This window comes from Methanothermobacter tenebrarum (assembly GCF_023167465.1).
Classification (GTDB): domain Archaea; phylum Methanobacteriota; class Methanobacteria; order Methanobacteriales; family DSM-23052; genus Methanothermobacter_A; species Methanothermobacter_A tenebrarum.
Map to the genome: position 1 here is coordinate 168,168 of NZ_AP025698.1, position 23,648 is coordinate 191,815.

General features: G+C 41.7%; 35 protein-coding genes and 2 pseudogenes. 33 read left to right on the top strand and 4 right to left on the bottom strand.

What is annotated here, in order from left to right; translation table 11 throughout:
* Positions 1-135 precede the first annotated feature (135 nt).
* Positions 136-252, top strand: a pseudogene (locus tag MTTB_RS00925) (succinylglutamate desuccinylase); the annotation flags it as partial.
* Here MTTB_RS00925 and MTTB_RS00930 read toward each other — a convergent pair.
* The gene (locus MTTB_RS00930) at positions 234-443 is read right to left on the bottom strand and encodes a hypothetical protein (RefSeq protein WP_248565337.1); all 210 of its coding nucleotides are present in this window, start codon (positions 441-443) and stop codon (positions 234-236) included. The pseudogene MTTB_RS00925 and the gene MTTB_RS00930 overlap by 19 nt on opposite strands.
* A 25-nt stretch (positions 444-468) precedes the next feature.
* Between MTTB_RS00930 and MTTB_RS00935 the strand changes: the two genes are divergently transcribed.
* From MTTB_RS00935 to MTTB_RS01025, 19 genes are all read left to right on the top strand, one after another.
* Positions 469-687: a hypothetical protein gene (locus MTTB_RS00935; protein ID WP_248565338.1), complete on the top strand. Its 219-nt coding sequence runs from the start codon at positions 469-471 to the stop codon at positions 685-687.
* Between the two features lie 8 nt (positions 688-695).
* On the top strand, positions 696-1,367 hold the full coding sequence (locus MTTB_RS00940) for a metal-dependent hydrolase (protein ID WP_248564666.1): 672 nt from the start codon (positions 696-698) through the stop codon (positions 1,365-1,367).
* Between the two features lie 823 nt (positions 1,368-2,190).
* Entirely contained in the window at positions 2,191-2,517 is a 327-nt protein-coding gene (locus MTTB_RS00945) for a Na+/H+ antiporter subunit E (RefSeq protein ID WP_345894007.1), read from the top strand.
* Between the two features lie 11 nt (positions 2,518-2,528).
* Positions 2,529-2,786 (top strand): monovalent cation/H+ antiporter complex subunit F, encoded by a 258-nt coding sequence (locus MTTB_RS00950; RefSeq protein ID WP_248564668.1) that lies wholly within the window; start codon positions 2,529-2,531, stop codon positions 2,784-2,786.
* 6 nt (positions 2,787-2,792) lie between these two features.
* Entirely contained in the window at positions 2,793-3,065 is a 273-nt protein-coding gene (locus tag MTTB_RS00955; RefSeq protein WP_248564669.1) for a cation:proton antiporter, read from the top strand.
* Positions 3,058-3,291 carry a DUF4040 domain-containing protein gene (locus tag MTTB_RS00960; RefSeq protein ID WP_248564670.1) on the top strand — a complete coding sequence of 78 codons (234 nt, stop codon included), beginning with the start codon at positions 3,058-3,060 and terminating at the stop codon, positions 3,289-3,291. Before MTTB_RS00955 ends, MTTB_RS00960 begins: the two co-directional genes overlap by 8 nt.
* Complete coding sequence (locus MTTB_RS00965; protein WP_248564671.1) at positions 3,288-3,644, top strand: cation:proton antiporter subunit C; 357 nt, start codon at positions 3,288-3,290, stop codon at positions 3,642-3,644. The genes MTTB_RS00960 and MTTB_RS00965 overlap by 4 nt, the downstream gene beginning before the upstream one ends.
* 23 nt (positions 3,645-3,667) lie before the next feature.
* Positions 3,668-5,167, top strand: a complete 1,500-nt coding sequence (ehbF, locus tag MTTB_RS00970) for an energy conserving hydrogenase EhbF (protein ID WP_248564672.1) — start codon at positions 3,668-3,670, stop codon at positions 5,165-5,167.
* 14 nt (positions 5,168-5,181) lie between these two features.
* Positions 5,182-5,520 (top strand): energy-converting hydrogenase B subunit G, EhbG, encoded by a 339-nt coding sequence (locus MTTB_RS00975; protein ID WP_248564673.1) that lies wholly within the window; start codon positions 5,182-5,184, stop codon positions 5,518-5,520.
* Positions 5,513-5,791, top strand: a complete 279-nt coding sequence (locus tag MTTB_RS00980; RefSeq protein WP_248564674.1) for a Na(+)/H(+) antiporter subunit B — start codon at positions 5,513-5,515, stop codon at positions 5,789-5,791. Before MTTB_RS00975 ends, MTTB_RS00980 begins: the two co-directional genes overlap by 8 nt.
* 2 nt (positions 5,792-5,793) lie before the next feature.
* A complete protein-coding gene (locus tag MTTB_RS00985) occupies positions 5,794-6,246 on the top strand; it encodes an MnhB domain-containing protein (protein ID WP_248564675.1) in 453 nt (150 codons plus the stop codon).
* Positions 6,247-6,260: 14 nt separating this feature from the next.
* Positions 6,261-6,497, top strand: a complete 237-nt coding sequence (locus MTTB_RS00990) for an energy-converting hydrogenase B subunit J (protein WP_248564676.1) — start codon at positions 6,261-6,263, stop codon at positions 6,495-6,497.
* Between the two features lie 18 nt (positions 6,498-6,515).
* Positions 6,516-7,862: a 4Fe-4S binding protein gene (locus tag MTTB_RS00995; protein ID WP_248564677.1), complete on the top strand. Its 1,347-nt coding sequence runs from the start codon at positions 6,516-6,518 to the stop codon at positions 7,860-7,862.
* A 15-nt stretch (positions 7,863-7,877) separates the two neighbouring features.
* Positions 7,878-8,372, top strand: coding sequence for a 4Fe-4S binding protein (locus MTTB_RS01000; protein WP_248564678.1), 495 nt, complete (start codon positions 7,878-7,880; stop codon positions 8,370-8,372).
* A 12-nt stretch (positions 8,373-8,384) separates the two neighbouring features.
* A complete protein-coding gene (locus MTTB_RS01005) occupies positions 8,385-8,831 on the top strand; it encodes an NADH-quinone oxidoreductase subunit B family protein (RefSeq protein WP_248564679.1) in 447 nt (148 codons plus the stop codon).
* 52 nt (positions 8,832-8,883) lie between these two features.
* Positions 8,884-9,963: a hydrogenase large subunit gene (locus MTTB_RS01010; protein ID WP_248565232.1), complete on the top strand. Its 1,080-nt coding sequence runs from the start codon at positions 8,884-8,886 to the stop codon at positions 9,961-9,963.
* 14 nt (positions 9,964-9,977) lie between these two features.
* The gene (locus tag MTTB_RS01015) at positions 9,978-10,958 is read left to right on the top strand and encodes a respiratory chain complex I subunit 1 family protein (RefSeq protein WP_248564680.1); all 981 of its coding nucleotides are present in this window, start codon (positions 9,978-9,980) and stop codon (positions 10,956-10,958) included.
* 17 nt (positions 10,959-10,975) lie between these two features.
* On the top strand, positions 10,976-11,218 hold the full coding sequence (locus MTTB_RS01020) for an energy-converting hydrogenase B subunit P (protein ID WP_248564681.1): 243 nt from the start codon (positions 10,976-10,978) through the stop codon (positions 11,216-11,218).
* 6 nt (positions 11,219-11,224) lie between these two features.
* Complete coding sequence (locus MTTB_RS01025) at positions 11,225-11,881, top strand: DUF5612 domain-containing protein (RefSeq protein ID WP_248564682.1); 657 nt, start codon at positions 11,225-11,227, stop codon at positions 11,879-11,881.
* On the opposite strand, the gene MTTB_RS01030 is transcribed toward MTTB_RS01025, so the two are convergent.
* The 3 genes from MTTB_RS01030 to MTTB_RS01040 all read right to left on the bottom strand — a co-directional run bounded on the left by MTTB_RS01030 (position 11,878) and on the right by MTTB_RS01040 (position 14,034).
* Positions 11,878-12,147, bottom strand: coding sequence for a hypothetical protein (locus MTTB_RS01030; protein WP_248564683.1), 270 nt, complete (start codon positions 12,145-12,147; stop codon positions 11,878-11,880). The two genes, MTTB_RS01025 and MTTB_RS01030, sit on opposite strands and share 4 nt — an antisense overlap.
* Positions 12,148-12,204: 57 nt before the next feature.
* Complete coding sequence (locus MTTB_RS01035) at positions 12,205-12,942, bottom strand: CRISPR-associated protein Cas4 (protein ID WP_248564684.1); 738 nt, start codon at positions 12,940-12,942, stop codon at positions 12,205-12,207.
* Positions 12,943-13,017: 75 nt separating this feature from the next.
* Entirely contained in the window at positions 13,018-14,034 is a 1,017-nt protein-coding gene (locus MTTB_RS01040; RefSeq protein WP_248564685.1) for a DNA polymerase subunit beta, read from the bottom strand.
* A gap of 58 nt (positions 14,035-14,092) precedes the next feature.
* On the opposite strand from MTTB_RS01040, the pseudogene MTTB_RS01045 reads away from it, so the two are divergent.
* From MTTB_RS01045 to MTTB_RS01105, 13 genes and pseudogenes are all read left to right on the top strand, one after another.
* A pseudogene (locus MTTB_RS01045) lies at positions 14,093-14,377 on the top strand (PPC domain-containing DNA-binding protein); the annotation flags it as partial.
* 84 nt (positions 14,378-14,461) lie between these two features.
* Positions 14,462-15,025, top strand: coding sequence for a DUF366 family protein (locus tag MTTB_RS01050; protein ID WP_248565233.1), 564 nt, complete (start codon positions 14,462-14,464; stop codon positions 15,023-15,025).
* Positions 15,026-15,031: 6 nt separating this feature from the next.
* Positions 15,032-15,523, top strand: coding sequence for a 6-carboxytetrahydropterin synthase (locus tag MTTB_RS01055; RefSeq protein WP_248564686.1), 492 nt, complete (start codon positions 15,032-15,034; stop codon positions 15,521-15,523).
* A complete protein-coding gene (locus tag MTTB_RS01060; RefSeq protein WP_248564687.1) occupies positions 15,520-16,212 on the top strand; it encodes a 7-carboxy-7-deazaguanine synthase QueE in 693 nt (230 codons plus the stop codon). The genes MTTB_RS01055 and MTTB_RS01060 overlap by 4 nt, the downstream gene beginning before the upstream one ends.
* Before the next feature lie 12 nt (positions 16,213-16,224).
* A complete protein-coding gene (locus MTTB_RS01065; RefSeq protein ID WP_248564688.1) occupies positions 16,225-16,788 on the top strand; it encodes a CBS domain-containing protein in 564 nt (187 codons plus the stop codon).
* Between the two features lie 7 nt (positions 16,789-16,795).
* Positions 16,796-17,602, top strand: a complete 807-nt coding sequence (locus MTTB_RS01070) for a CBS domain-containing protein (RefSeq protein ID WP_345894018.1) — start codon at positions 16,796-16,798, stop codon at positions 17,600-17,602.
* Positions 17,603-17,706: 104 nt separating this feature from the next.
* Positions 17,707-18,648: a CBS domain-containing protein gene (locus MTTB_RS01075; protein ID WP_248564690.1), complete on the top strand. Its 942-nt coding sequence runs from the start codon at positions 17,707-17,709 to the stop codon at positions 18,646-18,648.
* A gap of 24 nt (positions 18,649-18,672) precedes the next feature.
* A complete protein-coding gene (locus MTTB_RS01080) occupies positions 18,673-19,512 on the top strand; it encodes a CBS domain-containing protein (protein WP_248564691.1) in 840 nt (279 codons plus the stop codon).
* A gap of 15 nt (positions 19,513-19,527) precedes the next feature.
* Complete coding sequence (locus MTTB_RS01085) at positions 19,528-20,349, top strand: CBS domain-containing protein (protein ID WP_248564692.1); 822 nt, start codon at positions 19,528-19,530, stop codon at positions 20,347-20,349.
* Between the two features lie 51 nt (positions 20,350-20,400).
* Positions 20,401-21,609 carry an RNA ligase gene (locus tag MTTB_RS01090; protein WP_282570369.1) on the top strand — a complete coding sequence of 403 codons (1,209 nt, stop codon included), beginning with the start codon at positions 20,401-20,403 and terminating at the stop codon, positions 21,607-21,609.
* Positions 21,610-21,621: 12 nt separating this feature from the next.
* Entirely contained in the window at positions 21,622-22,443 is an 822-nt protein-coding gene (gene pheA, locus MTTB_RS01095; protein ID WP_248564693.1) for a prephenate dehydratase, read from the top strand.
* 65 nt (positions 22,444-22,508) lie between these two features.
* A complete protein-coding gene (locus tag MTTB_RS01100) occupies positions 22,509-23,087 on the top strand; it encodes a hypothetical protein (protein WP_248564694.1) in 579 nt (192 codons plus the stop codon).
* A gap of 29 nt (positions 23,088-23,116) precedes the next feature.
* Positions 23,117-23,647 carry a PsbP-related protein gene (locus tag MTTB_RS01105; protein ID WP_248564695.1) on the top strand — a complete coding sequence of 177 codons (531 nt, stop codon included), beginning with the start codon at positions 23,117-23,119 and terminating at the stop codon, positions 23,645-23,647.
* Position 23,648: the final 1 nt, after the last annotated feature.

A 23,648-nucleotide genomic window follows, 5' to 3' on the forward strand; every position in this document is an offset into this window, starting at 1 on the left:
GGCTCCGGCGGCCACTTGGAAAAAAATATCCTAATAGGTGATTATTTTAAGGTTAATCCATCCTTTAGGGTATTATCTGAGTATTCTAGGAGGGGAACCCCTATAGTGGCCTTGGGGGAGGGGAGGCCCCGTGTTATGATAACTGCGGGTGTTCATGGTAATGAGATTCCGCCGCAGCTTGCGAGTCTTGAACTTATTAAGTTTCTTGCTCCCCTGGATATTATGGGGACAGTTTATATCATACCCTTTGCAGCGCCATGGTCGACTATGAATAATACCCGCTGGTTTAAGGGTGTTGATCTTAACCGTTCTTCCCATGCTCCAGGTTCTGTGACGAATACAATATTTAAGGTTGCGGTTGATTTAGGTGTGGATGCTCTTGGGGATTTCCATTCAACCGCGCCGAGGAGCAACCCTGGGAGGGAGAGTATCTTCTGTTCCAAGAAACCTTGTAGGAGAAGTTACCTGATGGCAAAGTATATAAGTAGAATGGGTTCATCAGATGTTATAGCCTATGAGACTGCAGCTTCACATTATAAAGGCGCTCTTGAGGATGAATGCAATCTTGGTGGTGTGGGCGCGGTTACTTGTGAGGTCGTATCTGAGAATGGCTCATTAGCCCCTGGAAGCCTTGAAAGGTCGCTTCTTCAAATGAAAGCTTTCCTCAAATATTTTAATGTGATCTAGTGGTTGGCATGTCCTCCTATAAAAAGCATGTGATATTTGCCCTAGTTTTTAGTTTACCATTCTTTTTCCAGAACATATTTGCCCTTGCACTTAGCGTTTTAGGCTCTTCAATTCCAGATTTTGACCATCCGATTAAGGGTAGGAGGGTTTCTCTCATATTCCTTATTGGACTTTTAACATTGATAATCTTTTATTTGCTTGGCTTGCCATATCTTATTGGGATTCTTTTGATGGTTTTGGCGATGATATTTTATCTCTCGAGTCATAGGGGTTTTAGCCATTCAATACTTTGCATTTTTATCCTGTCAATTCTCCTGACACTCCTTGTTATAAGTTCTTATTTCTTTTTCAGGGCTTTTGGTGTTGATGAAAGGGAATCCCTCGCCCTGATATTGGTCTTCTCAGGGTTAATATTCGTTGATAGGAAAATTTTAATCCCATTCACGTTTCTGGGCGTCTTAGGCGTCCTGTTCACACCATTCCTTGGTTTGAACCTCTATAATATTATGGGGCCATTTTTGATGGGTTTTATAAGTCATGTGATCTTGGATTTATACACGCCTAGTGGGGTTAAATTTCTGAGACCATTTTCAACCAGAACATTTAAAAAGGGCCTTGGAGGTTTCCTGATAATAATATGGATCATATGCGCCTCATATAACATTATACACTTGATTTGATTGGAGGGCAAAGAATAGGAGGATACTTAGAAGATGGAGCAAAGCACTTGATGGAATCTGCTGGCATCTCAAGCTCATAATATATGGAGGACACCTATGGGGTGCTGTTTTCTCCAAGTTGAAGATTTGGATTCAATAAGGCCATGGTTGCCCAGGGGATTTTGTGGGTTGCTACTTTCTCATTAGCACTTCGTTCACAGTTGATCCTGAAATGATGCTACTGGTGGCCCTTGCACTTAGAGTATTGGGTAATATTAGGGTTGTGGGGGATAATCCACTTAATAATTCGGATGAAAATCATAGAGAGGATTTTTATTATGATTAGTCTCCCATGGAATAGTGGGTGGGTATTTTTCATGTTATCTGTGATTTTGTGAACTACCCCCTCTTAATGGGAGGGGGTTCCTGCTTCAACGACGCTTGGTCTCCACAGGTGTGAATTCGGGTTGTCCCAACCCTACAATTTTACAGGGTTATGGATTAGGACACTGCATCTCAACCCTTTGCTTGGAGGTAAGCACAAAAAATATGGCAGAAGAACAAGTATATAAACTTTTTGGCTTTCATTCCCCTTAGAGGGGGACTTCTCGCCGAAAGTTAAACATTGTATAGGGATTGTGGAAAAAGTCTATAAACTTTCCAATGGAGGATGTGGGGTGGGATATCAATTATGTGGATGATACAATGCATAAAATTTTTCAGATTATATATACTGGGGTCCATAGGATCTGGAGGTGAAAGTTCATCCCTTAAAAATTCTTTTGTTAGATGATATATAGAAAAATTTATATTATTATAAATAATCATGTTAATTATCAGATTGATGGGAGTAAAGACAATGTCCATAGCAAGAATCGGTTATGGAATCGCCTACTTTATCATATTAATATACAATATCCTTAAATCAGCCCTAAACGTGGCTAAAATGGTCTTAACAGGGGACATAAGACCAGTGGTGGTTGAAATCGAAACGATACTAGAACGTCCAATATCACAAACCATACTCGCGAACAGCATAACCCTGACACCCGGAACCCTCTCAATAGACCTCAACCCAGAAAAAAGACTATTAAAAGTCGCCACGATAATACCCAAAGAAAAAGAGGAAATAATACCATTCGAACCCTACATCAAAAAGATGCTCGAATAGGGGGACTAGATTTGGATCTACTGTTAATATCAGAGTATATATTCCTCGCATCCCTCGCAATATTCATCATCGCAGCAGTCAGAATCGCCACAAGGAAAACAATAGCAATGGGCCTTGTAGGAGTCTCAGCATTAAGTATCGCAGTGGCAACAATACTCATCCTCATAAACAAAATCCATGGTATAGGATTCTGCCGAGACATCGCCTATGCCCTCGTACTACTCGGACCAGTAGGCACAATAGCATTTGCAAAGGTCCTGAAGGGGTGAACAAAATTGGATCCTATCATAATAATAAGATCAGCCATTCTACTAATCTCATCAATACTATTACTGATGAGTGCAATGGGGATTCTAAGGTTTAAGGATGATGTCCCCAGAGTCCTATATGCGAGGATACACATCCTCGGCGTAGCAGATCTCGCATGTATCATCGCCCTTTTAACATTATATGAGCCGCTTCTCGCAGCCACATACTTTATACTAGCACCATTCGCAGCCCATGCAATCGCAAACGCATACTATTATGGGGAGGAGGACCATGATTGAATATCTGATAATGATCATAATATTGTTAGGAGCCATACTGGCACTAATCCAAAGGGACCTTCTAAAGGCGGCCATATTAACAGGTATCCCAGGAGCATCCATGGCATTCCTTTACCAGTTCCTGCTAGCCCCAGATGTTGCCCTTACACAGGCAATCGTGGGATCCGCGATAATACCAGTATTCTTCGCACTCGCGGTCTATAAGACTAGGAGGATGGAAGAATGATCCCAGTACAATTAGCATCATTCTTCACGGCAGCGAGCCTAATCCTAATCGGGATCATAGGCGTCTTCTTCATCGACAACCTCGTAAAAAAGGTGATAGCACTCTCATTTATAAGTGACGGTGTTAACCTTTTCCTGGTGACGCTAGGCTACAAGCCTGGTGGCATAGTATATATTTACGTGCCAGGAATGTCAAGTTCATGGTTCGCACAGAACGCATCATATCCCCTACCATTCGCCCTCGTACTTACAAGTATAGTTATCGGTGCAAGCACCCTCGCAGTCATGCTAGCCATAATAATCATACTATACCATAGACATGGTAGCCTTTCATCAAAGATACTTGAAGACTAAAAAATATGATAGGAGAGGAACATATGAAATCCCTTATTGCCCTGATGGTGATACTACCAATCCTATGCGGTCTACTCTTGAACCTACTCCATAAAAAGGATAGAACAATCAAAATATTAGCACTGACCGTCGCGATAATACTACCAATAATCCCCTTAATTGCAAGTTATGGAGTCTACTATTTCGGAGGATACCCACCAATCGCAGAGAATCCCACCATCGCAAAGTATCTGCCAGCATATATCACAGGATCGTATTTAGCCAAATTCCACCCCGCAATAACATACATCTTCAACAGCGCCCAGAGAATATTCATTCTTATACTGGGGATTGTAGCGTTTCTCGCGATTTTCACATCACTAAACGAGGTTAAAAAACCATCCGGGGTTTACTCTTTCCTAATGTTCATGGCCACCGCGGCTGTCACAGCCATAGTATTAGCAGATGACATATTCAACTTGTATGTCTTCTTTGAGATAGCTGCTATTTCACAAGCCGGCATCATACTCTTCTCCAATATTAAAGGAAGTTATAAAATGGCCCTCAGGTACCTTTTCCTTGGAGGCGTCGCGGCGCCAATGCTACTATTGGGCGTGGCCCTATTATTAGGTGCTGTGGGGAGTGTTAACATATCAGACATGATATTCACCATGAAAAAGGGGCTCATAGACCCGGGCAATCCAATATTCTTAACAGCCGCGGGTCTAATAATTTTCGGATGGCTTTATGGGTCAGGTTTGCCACCATTCCACACTATAAAATCTGGATTGTACAGTAAGGCCCTTCCTCATGCGGCTTCCCTCATCCAAGCATTCTCAGTGTTCACCCTTGTAGCCCTGGGCGTTATCATACTCAGATTATTCTATTATATCCCGGTTGTGAGGTGGGCTATTATCATATTTTCCATTGCAGCCATGGCCCTTGGTATTAGCATGGCTATCATGCAGACAGACTTCAAACGTTTGATAGGTTTCCTTGCAGTTGGAGAATTAGGCTATATAGGAATAGGATTGGGATTAGGGACTACTATGAGCATAACAGCGGGACTTTTCCAGGCTGTGAACGAGGCGCTGGCGACCGCTTGTCTCTTTTTGGGCTTTGGGACAATACTCTACCAGACAGGGACAAGTGAAATAGATAAACTGGGAGGTCTTTTAAAGTATAAACCTGGCGTGGCCGGGCTCATGATCCTGGCAGGTTTTATAATGGCTGGCATACCACCATTTAATGTCTTCCAGAGCAAATTGATGCTTATAGAATCTGCTATAAGCGCTGGTTTCCCCGAACTTGCCATTATAATGATATTGTTAAGTATAGTCACGTTCATGACTTTTATGAAGGCATATTATTCAATCTATCTAAAACCGGAGCCAAGGGGCCTTGAAGTTAAAGCTGAGAGGATACCCTCCTCCACGATATTTTCTATGATAATCTTGTTGGTGATCTGCACAATACTCGGTATACTGCCACAACTTGCAACCTCACAATTTGGGAGCATAACCCATGGACTGCTAATGCTATAATGAGGGGGGAGACCATGACATTATATGATACTATAATCGAGAAGATAAGGGAGATAGAAGAGAAGACTAGGATGGAGGCGCGGGTGACGAATATATCCGCCTCTGCTGTTTTAACAGCTGAACTCACCCTCGTATCCACAATATTCCTAGCGATACTAATGATAAGGAAACTAAATATTTACATAATGGTACTTTTCCTCTTATTGGTTGGGGTCATGTTATCTTCAATGACACCCATCACAGTTATTCTACGCAGGGAGCAAACCGACTCCTTTTATAAGATGATATTTTATGTCATCTTAACCTTCGGAGTTTTAATAACATTACTCTACTGGGGGAATATAAATGTTTGAAGGGATCAGGGGTCTTATAGCAACATTTTCATTAGCCATTTTTGGAATCACATTTTTTGATACCATAATAGGCCTATACAAGGTTCTTAATCCTGGTATAAGTTACATATACAATTATGTGGGTACGAGGATAGCCCCCAACATGGTTACAATTGTCGTATTCGACTGGAGAGGATATGACACCCTCGGAGAGGCTCTAATATTAGTCACAGCGGTTATTGTAACATTACTCATCTTTGGAAGAGGGAAAGTAGAACTTGGAGGGAAATAGGGATGAGCACCATACTCAAAATATTCGCATTCCCGGCATCAATAATAATAATATGCCTTGGAATCTCAACAATACTAGGAGGCCATATAACCCCCGGTGGCGGATTCCAGGGTGGCGCGATCATAGCAGCAGGATTCATATTCTGTGCAATAGTCTACGGATTCGAGAATACACCATTCAAATTCACGCACAGGTTCATGGCAACATTAGAGAGCATAGGGGCTATAGGCTACATACTCCTTGGATTGGCCGGCCTCCTACTCTCTGGTTACTTCCTCTACAATATAGGAGTGGACTTGTATAATCTCCTGCCAGCGAGCATAGGTAGTGTTTTCAATTACCCGGACGCAGTACATGCGGGTATAATACCATACCTGAACATATTAATTGGATTGAAAGTGCTGGTGGGTTTGAGCGCCGTTGTCATAACCTTCCTAGAATTTAAAGGAGAATAATCTGGGGGAAGCAAATGTTATATGTTGGTCCAAGCCTCTTCGGATTCCTAATAGGTTTCATCCTCGGAACAAGGATAAAAGAAGATGAAGAAGTAAAATTTCCCATATCATCCTATATTGTAATCCTTATAGCCGCAATTTTAATGGCATGGCAACTAGGCCCATTCCCATACTACCATGATCTGCCATTAGCAAGCGGTTTCATAGCAGCATTCGTTGGTATAATACTAGGGAGGATCATAAGAGGCTAAAATGGGAGAGTAAGGATTATGTTCATCACAACAGCAAAATGTGAAGGTATAGGTGAATGCATAAAGGCGTGTCCAACAGATGCTATAAGATTAATCGATGGGAAAGCATTCAGTTGCATCACCTGTGGCGCATGCGCTGATGCATGCCCAAATAAGGCAATACAACAAAACAAGTATGGTGGATTCGTCATCGACAGGGCAAAATGTAACCTCTGCGGCATCTGCGAATACACATGCCCGGTTAACAGTATAAAAATAGAAGACAATATCGTGAAGGGGATATGCGCCAGATGCGGATTATGCGAGGAAGCTTGTCCTGTTAACGCGCGCATAGACGCATTCGACCTCATAGAAGAACGCCAATTAAAATTCCTCGAAGCCCTAGATTTTGCTGTTAAAATACCCAAAAGGCGAAAGCCCTTAAAAAAGGAGGTTAAAAGGACAAATGTGATAACAGACCCTGAAAAATGCACCAAATGTAGAAGATGCCAATATTATTGTCCCACAGGAGCCATAATCGTAGATTTGGAAGAAGGCTTTTGCAGCGAATGCAGGGTATGCGAGGATGTTTGCCCGGTTGGGGCTATAAAAGACACAACCATAGACCCTGAAAAGTGTACATTATGCCTCAAATGCATGGAAGAATGCCCAAACAATGCAATCTATACTGATGATTTCACCGTCCAGATAAGAAAACCCGAAAAAGAACTAGAAGGGGTCATAGTTTCCTGTTTGAACTGTGGCTTATGTACAAGTGTATGTGAAACCGGCGCCCTTAAAATGGTAGATGGTAAAATACGCTATGATCCCTCATTATGTGAAGAATGCGAAGAAAAACCATGCCTAGATGTTTGCCCAGTAGGCACACTCAGACTCGGACCTGATGGAAGACTAAAAGGATACTGCGTATCTTGTGGAAAATGTGTAGAATCCTGTGACATTTACGAGGCACGCAGCTTCCAAGAAGTCAAATGGGATGGTACGGTCTCTGAGGATTGTATATCCTGCGGAACCTGTGCAGAGGTCTGTCCAAAGGATGCAATAACCCTCAAGAAGGGTTCCATCGAAGTCGATTTCGATAAATGCATATTATGCGAAAAATGTGGGATACATTGCCCAACAGACGCCATACCAAAGACCACAATGCGCAAAAAGTCAATAAAGGATGGATTCACCCTAATAGACGACAGATTATGTATAAAGTGTGGTCTCTGCATTGAAACATGCCCAGAGGATGCCATAACAAAAACACCAGAGAATATAATGGTAGTGGATGAAGACAAGTGCGTCTACTGTGGAGCATGCAACAACATATGCCCAGCCAAGGCCATACTATCCGAAAGAGAATTCAGCCTCTCCAAATAAAAGGAGGATAATATTATGAAAAACCTGTTAAGGATACTATTAGAAGGCGCCTACACCAACATCAAGAGAATATTCTTCGCCGCTGACAGAGTCACAGACATGGAACTCAGAAAGAAAATACTCACCGGAAAAGTTGAACCAACACCCAAAGTAGCTGAAATCCCATGTATTGGCTGTGGAGGATGTGCAAATGCCTGCCCCACAGGAGCCGTCCAAATGAAAGACCTTGAAAAACCGATCGAGATAGTCGAAGGCCTCATCAAAAAGCAAATACCAGTACTAGATTCTGAAAAGTGCGTCTACTGTTACTATTGTCATGATTTCTGCCCATTATATGCACTATTCGGAGAACCTGGGACAATACACCCAAATGATGTGGGCATCGTAGAATTTGATGTTAAAGAAGTCATCGAAAAACCCGTCAAAATACCCGACGAGAAACTGAAGTTCATAACCCAATTCTTATCAGATAAAAGCATCCTAGAACGTGAAAAAACTTCAAGAGAGTGAGGGGGAGTTTAATTGGGAATCAGATCATATGCAAGGGCCAGAGCCATCCACGCAATGCTAGTATATACAGGTGGCTGCAATGGATGCGACATAGAAATCGTGAACGCAGTATTCTCCCCAAAATATGACGCGGAACAGTACAAGATATTCCTGACATGGAATCCCAGGGAAGCAGATGTGCTCATAGTAACCGGACCAGTGACCAAACAAAACGAAAAACCACTAAAGGAGATTTATAAGGCAATACCCGAGCCAAAACTTGTCATAGCAGCGGGTGCATGCGCTCTCATGGGTGGCGTCTATAAAAACATCCACGGTGACATACCATCAGAAGAAATCGCCGGACCAGTGGAAAAAATAATACCAGTAGATGCTAAGGTTCCAGGATGCGCAGTGAGGCCAGAGGATGTATTATCTGGTGTCGTGTCCATACTACCGAAACTCCTAGAAGCCAAATAATCTTAAGGGGTGACAAAATTTGGATAGAAATGTTATAGAAACTGAGATCACCATGGGAACAGTCCATTCAGCTGCCATAGAACCATACCGTGCCAGACTCTTCGTGGAAGATGAGATAGTTAAAGACGCTGAGATAACAGTAGGCGTCAATCATAGGGGAGTGGAGCGTATAATGGAAGGACTCCCAGTAGAGAAGGCCAACAGTCTCACAGAGAAAATATGTGGGATATGTTCTGGTGTGCACTTATGGAATTCAGTCCTAGTCGCGGAAAAAGGATTAGAGATCGAAATACCCGAAAGGGCCAGTTATATACGGATAATAGTAGCCGAACTTGAAAGAATACACAGCCACCTCCTATACCTGGCCCACGGTAACGAGGTCCTAGGACATGAAACATTCTCCATGAGACTATTCTATATAAGGGAGACAGTGATGGAACTTCTAAGGATGATAGGAGGCAACAGGGTCCAATATGGTGTCCCAATCATCGGGGGGGTAAGACCAAGGGCAGAATTAGATGAGATGAAAACCCAGAAAATAAGAGAAGGCATAGATTACATAAGAGAAAAGGTGAAAGAGTTCGCAGATCGTTTCACCTCAGATCCAATGATAATGTCACGCATAACCGGCATCTGCCCGCTCAGCAGAAAGGACGCCCTCAGACTAGCGGTAACAGGGCCGACATTAAGGGCTACGGGGGTGGAATTCGACTTGCGCAGGGAAATGGAATGCTACGACCCCTTTGAATTTGATATTATCACACAGGATGATGGTGATGTGAAATCCAATCTCCTAGTCAGGGTCTTCGAAATCTTCGAATCCGTGAAGATAATAAGACAGGCCCTAGATAATCTCCCAGAGGGGGCTGTCGTGGATAGGAGCTGGGAAATGCAAGACACTGATATAACAAAAAGTTATGTTGAAGCCCCACGGGGCACATTATACCATTCCTACGCCCTCGAAGATGGTAGGGTTAGGAATGTTGTGATCAGAACACCTTCAATGGCTAATATAGGTGCCATGCAACATGCCCTTATAGGTCATCATATAACAGACGCTCAACTTGGGATAGTGCAATGCGATCCTTGCTTCACTTGTACAGATCGTGCAATAGAAATAGTCAAAATTTAAAAAGGGTGATCATAATGGAACATATTTTAGGTGCCATTGGGACCATCATCATCGGATTCATAGTCAGCCTCTGGCTCCCCGGCCTTGAAAGGAAACTGATACATGCACGGATCCAGCAGAGAATAGGCCCACCCATCTCAAGTTCGGGTATAATGGCACCCCTAAAATTCTTCTTTAAACAGACCATAAAACCATATTCACCATTGCCAAGATTATACAATTCACTACCACTTATCGGATTATTATCCGTATTTTTTATCTTACTCTTCACACTCCCCGAAGCTTACCATCTAGGGGCTCTTGCAAGTATAGTTGCAATTGTAGGCTTCTTGAAGATAGAAGAAGTTATATATGTTTTCATGGGCTCCCTTTCAAAGTCTGTCATGTCCCTTAGGATGCCATTCCCAGACCTCGCCAAGGGTGCTAAGCACCCTAATGTGCAAAGAAGCTTCCTAGAGGATATAAGTGCCATGAGAGCATTCAGATTAATAGCATTCGGGTCATTCCCATTATATATCGCATTATTCATCCCAGCAGTCATCTCCAGGAGCATATTCCTCGGGGATATAGTGGCCTATCAACAGATAAATGGTCCGATACTCTTTTCAGTAGCTGGTGTAATAGGAGCCATAGTATTCTTTATAGGATACATTATACTCCTTAATGAGTATCCCTTTGTCATCATAAAGGCGAAGGCGGATGTCATCGAGGGCCCATACATGGAATATGCTGCCAAGTGGCGTGCACTAATCTATATAATGAGGGGTTTTCTCATGTTCACACTCGCCATACTATTCTCAGTATTGTTCCTGGGCATGCCACCAACCATATTCACATGGGGCATACTTGTTAATATCCTCGTGGCGGTTTTATTCCCCATGCTAATGGCCTCTTTCAGCGCCTTCGCCCCAATCTTCACATTTAAACAATTTTATCCTGTGACTTTCGGGGCGACGATACTTGGGGTTGTGGCGCTCCTGGCAGCATTCATATAATAGGGGGTTGAGTATAGATGAAGATGGTTATAAGACCTCACCATATTATAAGCCTTGGAGGATACATAGTAGAATGGGATTTCCCATACCGGAACCTTATAGTTGTGAATCCAACTGATGAGCACATAAAAATAGAGGTACCAGTCTTTGATGAGGATTGGATTGAAGAGCACAGGAAACTTGGACTTAGAATAACCCCCGTAGGGTATGAGGATAATTACCTCAGCCTCTGGAAGAGGGAGAAATCCAAATTAGAATAGGATATTATGGTTGTAACTGCTATCAGTATAAAAACGGTTGAAAGGCCAGGAGTTCTCAGTGAGATAACTGAGAGGATAGCCCGGAAGGGTATAAATATAAGCTATGCTTACCTTTACGTGGAAGAGGATAAAGTAGGATCCATATACTTGGAATTGGAGGATGTTGAGGATCTAGAGGGGCTTATAGATGATTTGAGGTCCGTTGAAAGCGTCTTAGATGTTGATGTTCACAGGCCCCTTGAGGATATTTATGGAAAGCGTATAATAATCATTGGGGGTGGGGCGCAGGTTTCACAGGTTGCCATGGGTGCTATAAGCGAGGCTGACAGGCACAATATAAGGGGTGAGAGGATAAGCGTCGACACAATACCACTCGTTGGAGAGAAAGAACTTGCAGAGGCCGTGTTGGCTGTTGGACGTCTACCAAGGGTTGGAGCACTTGTCCTTGCAGGTTCACTTATGGGTGGTGAAATAAGCAAGGCTGTGGAGAAAATAAAAAAAGAGCAGAATATTATTGTGATAAGTCTTAACATGCCTGGTAGTGTCGCTAAAAAAGCGGATCTTGTAGTTACTGATCCCATACAAGCAGGTGTTATGGCTGTTATGGCCGTAGCTGACACAGCCATATTTGATATAAGGAAGGTGAGGGGTAAGCGGTTTTAGCTCATCTCTATGGCTCTTATAAGCCTACTTGCGGTGTTTTTTATCTCAGGATCCTTTATGTCTTTGCTTTCCCTTATCCGGAGGGCGAGTTCCAGTACTCTGGGGACGTCTGATGGTTTTATCCTCTCAGCCATTTCAAGGTAACTTTCTTCTTTTTCTTCTAATTTCACCTTCTTTTTTTCCATTAACTCTAATAGGACTTTACATGTGTTTAGGATATCGGGATCCTCTATATTTTCACATTTTTTTAGAAGTTCTTCTTTCATTTTCAACCACCACATTATATTTATTTCTTTATATATATTTGTCTTTTTATAAAGATCTTATAGGTTTTCTGGGCAAATGTTATTGTAGTTGCATTTTTCGCATCTTCGAGGGTTTAGATTCTTTGTTGGTGTATTTTCCCCCATTAGCACCCCCTTTATTTCTTCTATGATGGTGAGGAGGTCTTCTCTGAGGGTCTGGTCGATGATAACAGGTCTTCTTTCGCCCACGGGAATGTAGTCCACGAATCCTAGGAGAACTTCGCTTTTAAACTCTTTTTCTATTAATAGTGCGTATGCGGCTACTTCGAGGGCGTCTGAATCCCAAACACCCCTATATGGTGGCAGTGCCACTTTAATCTTAATTGGATAATATTTTCCCCTGATGATTTCAATCCTGTGAACATTCCCAGAAAGTTCTAGACTATCATCATGGATCCTATAATTATTTAGGCTAGGATTTATTATGAATTCTTTAAGTTCCCATCCATCTTTCCCGGTCGCGTCCATGAACCTTTTAATTTTGATTGACTCCAACTCAGCCTCCATTTCAAGGATCTTTTTGATTTCACTCGTTGGCGCTAGCCTTTCAACCTCTCCTTTTAGGATATCCCTTATTTCATTAAATCCCATTTCCCTGCGTATCAATGGTAATATTTCACCTATAAGATCCTTAAAACTTGTATAAGCTCCCCTAGCCATTCTACTCCTTTGTATATTCTCCTCATCAACCTCTTTCAGGTATAATTTAAAGGGGCAGAATAGATACTCTGATATCAAAGAAACCCTCACAATCATAAAAAACACCACTATAATATTACAAAATTGAGGCTACTATTTAATCTTATCGACGGTACCCCCATATAAAAAAAACTAGAAGATGGGATAATTCACCTTTATATATTCGTTGAGGGCTTCTCTTGTGGTTCCCACAACCACCCTATAACCTTCCTTTGCACCACTATACCTTTCCAGCACGCCCTTGGCGATTATCATTTCACCCTCCTTTGCCTGGCCGGCATAGGTGTGGGTGAATGACACAACCTCATCTATATCCACCCTTGGACCCTCTAGGATGCTGACATCCTCAACTTTATAAATGGCTGGGTTGTCGAATGCTGCCATGGCATCATAGACTCTAGCTTTTATTTTTATCCTACCTAGGGGCTCATATACCGTATCAGACCATGAGCCTTCTATTTCATCCCAACTACGAGTTGCGAGTATGTCGAATAATGTGCCGTCCACAAGCCCCCTATTATTTTTACGCTCCTCATACCAACAAAACTCCTCAAAACTCAGACTATTATCCTTGATACGCTTCTTATAAACCTTCAGCCAATAATCCTCACTTAAACTCTTAAATGGGCCATGATCTTTAAGTTGAGCGAATGCTTCAAGGGCTTTCCTATGATTTTCAAGACCATAAATAACGAAGTCAATATCTGAATTTTCAGGATCATGCAATGATGGTAGAATAGAACCAGAAACCCCCATATCATCAAATGATATTGAGGCTTCCTCGTGGAAGGCGTCAGCTATTATCAAAACCTTCTCAAGCAGCTCATCCGAGGGTCCCTCCTCCATTATTTCCTTTAACCGTCTTGTTGGTGTCATGATCTCCTCTATAAGCTCGTGGGGGACTGCTAACATGATCTTCCCAATACTTTCAGCCTCATATAAATAAGTTGGATAATTCTCCTCGAGGAACCTGTAAGCCCCCTCTGAGTCCACCTTAGAATATCTTCTCCCATCCCTCGACCTTTCGCCCCCAGGATCAGGTATATACCTTAAAAATGCGATTATACGATCCCTAGGGTGCAAATATGAAGTAGTTGCGAAGAAAAGATCATCCACAGTATATACAAAATCCCTCGGCCTCGACCTCATAGGATAAAATAAATGTGAAAACCAATAAATAGTTTACCAAAAAAATTGGGTCTTTATCATGATAGTCAAGAGAATAAGACCATCCCAGGACCTAAAAGAGGAACTTTTAAAGATAAAGGATAGTGGCATAATAATATCAGGTGTCGGAAGCCTTAAAAAAGCCACTTTAAGGTTAGCAGATGAAAAAATAGTAGAAATCGAAGGCCCCCTTGAGATAATATCCATGCAAGGTACAATCACAATAAATGGCATACACGTACACATGGCAGTAGCCAACAAAAACGGGAAGATAATAGGAGGACACCTAAAAGGAGGATGCAAAGTCCACACAACAGTAGAAATCGCGATTCTACCATACAATGGGGTGCTGAGAAGGTTAAAGGATAAAGAGACCGGTTTCATGGAATTAGACATAGGAGGATCTATAATGATACACGAACACCTCAAGGATAGAATATTATATGATGGCACCCAGATAAGACCCAACTGGGCCCTCGATGAACTCAACATCAAAGGCCCAAGCATAATAACCTGGATCGGGCCCATGAACATAAAAGACATCATAGACTACGAGGACAAAAAACTCCGGATAAAAGCAGATAGGATGGCCCATTTCATAATAGAACATTTTGATGAACAACCAGCGAATCTAAGATTATGTTATCATCGTCAAAGGATGCTTGTAATGATACTCCAAGAAGAATTATGGGAAAATGGCATACCCACAAGGAGGGAAGGCGACGACCTCTACATAGGCACTGGTAAACTTACAGTGTCAGTAGCCACGGCATCAGTTTCAAGCATGAAAATACACCTTGGGATAAACATAACAAGCAAGGGAACCCCAGAAGATGTTGAAACAATAGGAATACAAGATTATAAGGATCTGGGAGAAGATGATATAATAGAAATCGTAGGTAATGTGGCCAAGAAGTACATCCAAGAGATCAGATCAATAGAAGAGGATATTACAAAGACAAGAACAGGGTGATATGCGTTGAAGATAATCATAGAGGGGATCCATGCTAATTTGAGGTTTTCAGCAGCACATATGATACCCGAACATGAAACATGTGGCGTAATCCATGGACACTCATACATAGTTGATGTGGAAGTGGAGGGCGAACCAACCGGAAAACATGGTTTCATAGTTGACTTCAAAGACGTTAAGGGTATAATGCGGAGAATCTGTAAAAGATTGGATCACCGCCTACTAGTACCATTAGAAAGTCCGTTAATGGATCTCCAAGTAAGCGATGACAAGGTAGAATTTCAAGTTGCAGGTAAAGAATATAAAATCCCAAAAGAAGATTGCTGCCTATTACCCATAGAATCCACTTCCGCGGAAGGACTTGCAGAATACTTTGCCCGGAAACTCTATGAGGAACTGAAAGAATATAACAAGATGATAAGGAATGTCAAAGTTTGTGTGAATGAGGGGATAGGACAAGGTGCTATTTTCACCTACCCAGGAGTGGAGAGGATATGAGAGCCCCTATAATGGAAGTATTTTCCAGCATACAAGGGGAGGGGCTCCTAGTCGGGTGCAGGCAAATATTCATACGATTCGCAGGGTGTAACCTCAACTGCAAATATTGTGACACACCCGAGAGCAGGAACCCCCAAAGTGGAGAATTAACCAGCATAGGAGATCTTAAATATAGGATAAAAGAGCTTAAAACCCCTGATCTCCATTCAATCAGTTTAACAGGAGGCGAACCCTTACTCTACGCCGATTTTATAAAAAATCTATTGCATGAGACCCATTATAAGCTGCTATTAGAGACTAACGGGTCCCTACCCGGTGAGATCAAAAAAATAGCTCATCTCATAGACTATGCATCCGTTGATATAAAATTACCAGAGCATGTTGGTACCTGGAAGATTATAGAAAAAGAAATCAAGTCCATAAACATATTAATAAAAAGAGGTGTAAATACATATCTCAAGGTGGTGGTCTTGCCAACCACACCCCCATCATATATGGGGCAAATAGTCCAGAAACTCCAAGAGGAAATTTCAGAACCCTCTAAGACGCCTATAGTGATCCAACCAAGCAGTCCATTAGATTATTGGATTGGGAGCGCTCCTCGGCTGTTAAAGATCTCGGAGGAAATAGGAAGACATTTTAAGGTGCGGTTAATACCCCAAGTTCACAAGATTTTAAATTTAAGATAGGAGGTTTAGGGGATGGATGTTGAAACAAAGATAACAGTCCATGATGCCATGACAACAAACGTGGTAACTGTAGATCCAAGTATCAGCGTCGCTGAAGCAGCATATATAATGACAAAGGAAAAGGTGGGGAGCCTAATTGTGAAGAGCAACGCAGAACCAGAAGGGTTAATAACAGAAAGCGATATAATCCGAAAAGTTGTCTCTAAGGATTTGAAGGCAAGCAAGGTTACCATAGGGGAGGTCATGACCAAAGACCTTATCACCATAGAACCTGAAAGGGAATTGAACGAAGCCGCCAGGTTAATGGCTAGGAACAATATAAGAAGACTACCAGTGGTAAAGGACGGCTCATTAGTGGGTATATTAACATCAACAGATGTTATGGCTGTTTCACCTGAACTCACTGAGATATTAGTTGAAAGTGCACGTTTTGAAGAGAATACAACAACATATACTGAAGAAGAAAGGCCCTTACCAGGTATCTGTGAAATTTGCGGGACTTTCGCCGAATATTTAGAAGAATATGATGGTAAGTATGTGTGTGAGGAGTGCAAGGAAGAATTAGAGGGTGAATAACTTGAAAGTGGAGGATTTAATGACACCCAATCCGGTGACGGTTCCAGTTGACATGGCAATTACACGTGTAAGATCCATACTCCGCGAGGAGGATTTCAGATGCGTTCCCGTTGTAAATGGAGAGCGCCTTGAAGGATTAATCACAAGGGGTGATGTACTCCATATTTCAGTCACCAAATCCAACATTGAAGCAAGGGGGATGATGGAGAAGCCAGACGTCATACTCTTCCCAGAAATGGATGTATACAAGGCAGCCGCCCTCCTAATAAGGGCCAAGGAGATACAAGCCCCTGTAGTGGAATCCACTGATAATATGAAACTAATAGGGATATTAAGCGTCTATGATATACTGGCGGGTTTTATTGAAAGGAAGATACCACCAAAAAAGGAAAAAGTTGGTGAAGTCTTAACAGAAAAGGTTGTAGTATGTGATATAAAGGATCCGCTTTCCAAGGTTTGGAATAAAATGGATGAATCAGGCTATTCAGGGTTACCTGTAATGAAAAATGGTAAACTAATCGGTATAATAACGAGAAAAGATCTTATAAAGTATGGTCATGCCCGTATCGTGAAAGAATCAGGGGATGTTAGGATCATGCCAGTTGAGAAGATAATGCAAACCCCACCTATAGTAGCTACAAGGGACATGCCCATTGATGAAGCGGCCACGATAATGGTAACGAGGGATGTGGGGAGACTCCCAGTAGTTGAAGACCCAATATATGTTAAAAGCGACCCTCAAAGGGCTAAAGAGGGAAAGCTTGTCGGTATAGTTTCAAGAGAGGATATATTGAAGGCTTATATTTATTCTTAAAGGTGTGATGATGTCACCCCTGGATTTTAGGATCTCCCTATCGTACCCCAACCAATTTTTTAATAAAATTTTCACGATTATTAATAAACCTGTGAGGTGTGTTGATGAGGAAAAAAGACACCATAAACATAGTAAAATCATTGGACCGTGGTCCAGTGGAATTTGAAAGCAGAAACTTTGAACATGAAGGCGATATTATGAGCATCGCCCAAAAAGAAGTGGTTTCAATACCACCCACCATAAGTATCAAGGAAGCCGCTGAGATAATGGTCAAAAACAAGTTCAGGAGGCTTCCAATAACAGACCCCGGCACAAAGAAACTCTTAGGGATAATAACATCAATGGACATCCTAGACTTTCTAGGAGGAGGAGACAAATCCAAAATACTCGAAGAAAAATATGATGATAACTTCCTCGCAGCCATAAACGAACCTGTAAGGAAAATAATGACACGTAACGTTAAATATACAACCCTAAAGGATTCCATAACAGATGCAGTTGAAATGATGCTCAAATATAATATCGGAGCATTACCAGTTGTCAACCATGAAAAAAAATTAGTAGGGATAGTCTCAGAAAGAGACTTCGTATTCCTAATGGCAGGAGTCCTAAATGATGAAATAGTAGCAGATCACATGACAGAAAATCTCATAACAACAACACCAGGCACACCAATCGAAGGAGCCTCCAAGATAATGGTAAGAAACCAATTCAGAAGACTCCCAATAGTTGGGGAAGAGAGAAAAACACCCCACCCAGAAAAGGAAAAACTTGTAGGTATCGTAACATCCACGGACATACTAGAATTCCTAGGATCCAACAGAGTATTCGACACCATAAAAACAAATAGTGCAGAAGAAGCCCTCAACACACCAGTAAGTGAAATAATGGAGAAAAAAGTAGTCACAATAAACTCAACAAGCACACTAGGACAATTATACGAGATAATGGCCAAAAACAGCATCGGAGGGGTGCCAGTAGTCGACTACGATGAACTTCTAGGCATAATAACTGAAAGCGACCTACTAAAGGCCATAGCCCTCTAACTCATTTTTGATAGGTGAGAAAAGATGAAAGTCGAAGATGTGATGACCACAACAGTAATAGTAATGCCAGACACTCAACAAGTTTCCTATGCCAGAAACCTAATGCTGAAACATGGGATAAGCCACATAGTCGTAGTGGACAGTGAAAGAAAACCAGTCGGTATAGTAACAGAAAAAGATATAACCCGCAAACTGCGGGTGGCCGGGCCAACATGGCGTAGAAGGCCAATAGACAAAATATCCATAAAGAGGGTGATGAGTAAAGACATTATAACCGTACCGGCCAATGCAGACATAAGAGAAGCCGTAGATATTATGCTAAGAAATAATATAAGCTCCCTACCCGTAGTAGAGGATGGGAAACTTGTTGGTATAATAACAAAAACAGACCTTCTCAGAGTTTATAATGAAAAATGTAAGGGCAGATGGAAAGTCTCCGATCTCATGACGAAGGATGTTATCACAGTCACAGAAAACCATACGATAGCCCATGTAACAAGTTTAATGGAAGAAAATAAGATAGGGAGGATCATCGTAATTAAAGACGGGGAACCAATAGGGATCATAACATCAGAGAACATATCATTCGCCCAACTTGAAGACCCCGAGACTGGAGTACCCCTTGAGAAAATCTATTTCATAGGAAGAGCATCGAAAGAGAAAAAGAAGGTCAGATTAGTCTCCATGTTAACAGCAGGGGACATCATGACAGAAGATCTCATAAAATTAGAAGAGAACGCTGACGCTGTCGAAGCCGCTAACATAATGTTAAAAGAGAAAATTAGCGGAATCCCCATAGTAGACGAGAAAAACCAACTCAAGGGTATAATAACAAAAACAGACATCATAAAAGGCATACAATAATCCTGGGGGGATCATATGAAGATAAAATACCTCATGAACCAGAACGTCACCTGTATTGATAAAGATCAAAACATTTGTGATGCCCTGCGGATAATGAAAAAGAATAATATTTCACGCCTCGTGGTCATAAACACTAACAATGAGCATGTAAAAGAAGTTGTTGGGATAATAACTGAAAAGGATATAGCCAAAAAACTTGGATCCTCAAGATACGGGAACCTAGCACCATCACATTTCCACGTATCAACTGTCATGAGCCCAAATATTATAACAGCAGATGTTAACATGGACGTGAGCACAGCAGCCCATATAATGCTAGAAAATCACATAGGAAGCCTACCAGTCATAGAAGATGATAAATTAGTCGGCATACTCACCAAAACAGACATACTCGAAATATGCAAAGGCAAACCCTATGAAAAAAGTTTAGTGGAAGACGTGATGAGTTCAGAGCTCATAACCATAGAACCAACAGAAAGGATGATACACGCCAGGAGATTAATGATAGACGCGAACATAGGGAGACTACCAGTCATGGAAGATGGAGAACTAGTAGGAATCATCACATCAAAGGATATAGCACGTTCAATGATAGCCTTCAGAAAAGTAGTCCCTGACAAATACAAAAGCGCAAGGATAAGAAACCTGCTCGTAGAGGATCTCATGACACAAAACGTTAAAACAGTGAAAACAACTGATAACATATCAAAGACAGCATCAAAGATGATAGAAACAGGATACGGGGGCTTCCCAGTATTAGATGAGAAGGGCACGCTCGTGGGTATAATAACCAAAAGCGACATATTAGATCTCATAGTTGAAATGGAGGGGGGTTAACTAATAATTTTACCCACCATAAAATGTCCCAAATGTGGATCAAACCTTGAGGTGGACTGGAGAAGGAACAACTCCCTTAAGAATTTCTTTTTCACCTGCGAAAAATGCGCTTTCACAGGGAGATTATACGCCGAAAACTTCCTAGAAAATAAAATAGCAACAGCCCTAGGAATAAGCCCCGAAAGGCTAGAAAGGGCCATTAGGAGACGTGGAGTTAAATTCTACAAGTCAATAAACCCGGCTTTGCTCTTCAAAAAAGATCTCATGCACATAGAATCTGGTACGGTAGTTTATATCACAGATGATAAACTGGAGATAATAAGGGGCTTCCCGAAGATCCGAAGAACCCTAATATTATCCCCAACCATAGAAAAACACTTCAAGGACAAGGTAGCGGTCGAGGAAAAGATGAACGGTTACAACGTAAGAATAGCATCAGTCAACTCAAAGATAATAGCCCTCACAAGAGGCGGATACCTTTGTCCATTCACCACCCAGAAAGTCCAGGAATTCATGGACCTAGACAGATTCTTCAAGGACAACCCAAACTTTGTAATCTGCGGGGAGATGATAGGCACAGCCAACCCCTACGTTTCACACTATTATCCAGAGATAGGTGAACTAGGATTCAGAATATTCGATGTGAGGGAAAAAGCCACGAATAAACCATTACCTGTTAAAGAGAAGAGGAAATTACTTAAAGATTATGATCTTCCAATGGTCCGTTTACTGGGCACCTTCCCAGTGAAGAAAGCCCCGGAGAAGATAAAAGAGATCGTGAAAAAACTGGGAGAAGAAGGCAGGGAAGGTGTTGTGATAAAAGACCCCCAGATGGAATTACCACCCATAAAATATACAGCATCCCAAGCACATGCAAATGAAATAAAATACGCCTTCACCTACCCATTCGATTTTGGGAGAGCATTCTTCTTCAGTAGAGTGATAAGGGAAGGGTTCCAAGCATACGAAATGGGAGAATCTGATGATGAACTGCGTGAAAGAGCCCACAGACTCGGCGAAGCCATAATCTACCCCATGGTAAAAACGATAAAAAAGATAGCCGAGGATGGGATAGCGCACGAGGACACCACCATTAACGTGTCAAGTAGAAAGGAAGCCAGGGAATTTATAAAACATCTCCATGCGTTAGACGTATCAGCAACCATCATAGACTACAAAGATGGTGAAGCCGTTATAAGACGTTTCCACCAGGCAACTACTGATAGGACAAAAAATTTCCTAGAAGGCGGACTATACTAGGGGTGTTTCACCTTGGATGTTATAGCATATCTTGGACCAGAAGGAACTTTCACGGAGGAAGCGGCCCGCAGATTATCAAAGAAACTAATACCATTCGATTCCATTATAGATGTCCTGGATGCTGTGAAAAACAGGAAGGCTGATAAGGGTGTTGTACCTATCGAAAATTCGATTGAGGGTCCTGTAGGCGTTACATTAGATCTTCTAGCCCATGAGTACGATCTCTGCATAGAAAGAGAAATAGTATTAAAGGTTGATCATTATCTGCTCGCTAATAAAGGTGCCAGATTAGAAGAACTCACAGATGTGTACTCACACCCCCAATCACTCGCCCAATGCCACAAATTCATAGAAAAGATGGGTCTTAGAGCACATTCAACACCCAGCACCGCCGCCGCCGCCAGGATCATAAAGGGTAAAAGGGGATATTGTGCCATAGGCACCCCCAGGGCGGCCAGATTATATAACCTAGAGATTTTAGCTGGGGGTATCCAAGATTATACTCCTAACATGACACGATTCATCGCTATAGCCTTACATGATCATGAATTCACGGGCTATGATAAAACCTCAATATTATTCACACTTGCAGAGGATAAGCCGGGAGGCTTATATGAGATCTTGGGATTATTTGCGGAGGCTAATGTAAATTTAACCAAGATAGAATCTAGGCCTTCTAAGATGGGTCTTGGAAGATACATATTCTTCATAGACTTTGAAGGGCATAGAAAAGAAAAGAATATAAGTATGATATTAGAGGAGATTAAAGATAGAACACCATTCATGAAGATCCTAGGTTCATATCCAATGGATGACTGGTACAGGAAAAGATAGATATTATTTAAATAGGGGAAGAGAAAATCGCCTTCCACTAGAATGGAATTATAAGGGAGATGGAGATGATCAAAAGGGAAAAGGAACTCCTCCGTCGTCTAAGGGACCTGGAAAAGGATTTGCAAGAGGGTAAGATATCCGAGAGCAAATATAGGATGCTGAAAAGAGAATATCAGAGGGAACTTGAGGCCATGGAAGCCGCTGAGAGGATAAAGAGGATGCAGGGCCGTTCCACTTCTGAAAAACCCTTAGATCATTGGATTGAAAAGGCAAAAGAGGAAGAGGAAGCTCGTGAAAAAGAGGAGCTCGTTAAGAAATATGTTAAAAAACCAGCCACTATGAAAGAAACAGAAAAGCCACAAGTTGCATTCAAGGTGGTAGGGGTCATATTATTGGCATTAGCATTCTTTATAGGTAGTGGTTTTGGCCTTTACTTGTTAAATTTAAGCCAAGATCAGACAGGTAATGTTCTTGTTAATGAGAGCGCTTTCCCAACATTCACAATCAACAACACTAGTACAACTAATAATTATGTGCCAAGTTATAATACTACAACATATTATGAGCCAACCACACCCACCACACCAACCACACCCACCACGCCTACCACGCCATCAGAGCCGCCAACAAATACTTCAGGATAAAAAATCGAGTTTATGGGAGGAGCCCTATCATGAAAAAAAGTCTAATTATTATCCTATTTATTGTCATGGCCATGGTAAGTGTTGCAGGTTGCACTTCCCAATCAAAAGAAGAGAATAAAAGATTCACAGGGGATAATATAACATTTGAGTATCCTGCAGATTGGGTTATAGCGAATTCGCAGGCAAATGATACTATAGTGGCTGTGGCGGATCCTAAATCTGTAAATCCGCGAACAGGCTATGCACAGACTGTAGTGGTAATACAGAAGAGGAGGTTAGAAGGTGACTTTTATCAGGTTTATAATGAAAACTATGCAACCCTATTTAATAATTCAAGTTATCAAAGAGTCTCCGAGGGTAACATAACCATAGGATCTTATCAAGCCCTTGAAAGCACTTACCTTGTAACAGAAGGTGATGTGAAGAAGAAACAGATGGCAATATGGATACAAAGAGGAGAAGAAGTATATGTGATACTCTGCAGCGCCCTAGCCAGTGAATTCGACAAGGAAAAAGCAAATTTTGATATTGTAATTAACAGTTTCAACTTCATAGGATAAA

Bases quoted from the DNA above. Each gene is read 5' to 3' on its own strand.
- MTTB_RS00975 (WP_248564673.1), top strand. From the start codon at position 5,182: ATGACATTATATGATACTATAATCGAGAAGATAAGGGAGATAGAAGAG.
- MTTB_RS00980 (WP_248564674.1), top strand. From the start codon at position 5,513: ATGTTTGAAGGGATCAGGGGTCTTATAGCAACATTTTCATTAGCCATT.
- MTTB_RS01025 (WP_248564682.1), top strand. From the start codon at position 11,225: ATGGTTGTAACTGCTATCAGTATAAAAACGGTTGAAAGGCCAGGAGTT.
- MTTB_RS01020 (WP_248564681.1), top strand. From the start codon at position 10,976: ATGAAGATGGTTATAAGACCTCACCATATTATAAGCCTTGGAGGATAC.
- MTTB_RS00945 (WP_345894007.1), top strand. From the start codon at position 2,191: ATGGGAGTAAAGACAATGTCCATAGCAAGAATCGGTTATGGAATCGCC.
- MTTB_RS01015 (WP_248564680.1), top strand. From the start codon at position 9,978: ATGGAACATATTTTAGGTGCCATTGGGACCATCATCATCGGATTCATA.
- MTTB_RS00940 (WP_248564666.1), top strand. From the start codon at position 696: ATGTCCTCCTATAAAAAGCATGTGATATTTGCCCTAGTTTTTAGTTTA.
- MTTB_RS00995 (WP_248564677.1), top strand. From the start codon at position 6,516: ATGTTCATCACAACAGCAAAATGTGAAGGTATAGGTGAATGCATAAAG.
- MTTB_RS01000 (WP_248564678.1), top strand. From the start codon at position 7,878: ATGAAAAACCTGTTAAGGATACTATTAGAAGGCGCCTACACCAACATC.
- MTTB_RS01065 (WP_248564688.1), top strand. From the start codon at position 16,225: ATGGATGTTGAAACAAAGATAACAGTCCATGATGCCATGACAACAAAC.
- MTTB_RS01085 (WP_248564692.1), top strand. From the start codon at position 19,528: ATGAAGATAAAATACCTCATGAACCAGAACGTCACCTGTATTGATAAA.
- MTTB_RS01075 (WP_248564690.1), top strand. From the start codon at position 17,707: ATGAGGAAAAAAGACACCATAAACATAGTAAAATCATTGGACCGTGGT.
- MTTB_RS00960 (WP_248564670.1), top strand. From the start codon at position 3,058: ATGATTGAATATCTGATAATGATCATAATATTGTTAGGAGCCATACTG.
- MTTB_RS01080 (WP_248564691.1), top strand. From the start codon at position 18,673: ATGAAAGTCGAAGATGTGATGACCACAACAGTAATAGTAATGCCAGAC.
- MTTB_RS01060 (WP_248564687.1), top strand. From the start codon at position 15,520: ATGAGAGCCCCTATAATGGAAGTATTTTCCAGCATACAAGGGGAGGGG.
- MTTB_RS01010 (WP_248565232.1), top strand. From the start codon at position 8,884: ATGGGAACAGTCCATTCAGCTGCCATAGAACCATACCGTGCCAGACTC.
- MTTB_RS01100 (WP_248564694.1), top strand. From the start codon at position 22,509: ATGATCAAAAGGGAAAAGGAACTCCTCCGTCGTCTAAGGGACCTGGAA.
- ehbF (WP_248564672.1), top strand. From the start codon at position 3,668: ATGAAATCCCTTATTGCCCTGATGGTGATACTACCAATCCTATGCGGT.
- MTTB_RS00990 (WP_248564676.1), top strand. From the start codon at position 6,261: ATGTTATATGTTGGTCCAAGCCTCTTCGGATTCCTAATAGGTTTCATC.
- MTTB_RS01040 (WP_248564685.1), bottom strand. From the start codon at position 14,034: ATGAGGTCGAGGCCGAGGGATTTTGTATATACTGTGGATGATCTTTTC.
- MTTB_RS01050 (WP_248565233.1), top strand. From the start codon at position 14,462: ATGATACACGAACACCTCAAGGATAGAATATTATATGATGGCACCCAG.
- MTTB_RS01030 (WP_248564683.1), bottom strand. From the start codon at position 12,147: ATGAAAGAAGAACTTCTAAAAAAATGTGAAAATATAGAGGATCCCGAT.
- MTTB_RS01035 (WP_248564684.1), bottom strand. From the start codon at position 12,942: ATGATTGTGAGGGTTTCTTTGATATCAGAGTATCTATTCTGCCCCTTT.
- MTTB_RS00935 (WP_248565338.1), top strand. From the start codon at position 469: ATGGCAAAGTATATAAGTAGAATGGGTTCATCAGATGTTATAGCCTAT.
- MTTB_RS00985 (WP_248564675.1), top strand. From the start codon at position 5,794: ATGAGCACCATACTCAAAATATTCGCATTCCCGGCATCAATAATAATA.
- MTTB_RS01105 (WP_248564695.1), top strand. From the start codon at position 23,117: ATGAAAAAAAGTCTAATTATTATCCTATTTATTGTCATGGCCATGGTA.
- MTTB_RS00965 (WP_248564671.1), top strand. From the start codon at position 3,288: ATGATCCCAGTACAATTAGCATCATTCTTCACGGCAGCGAGCCTAATC.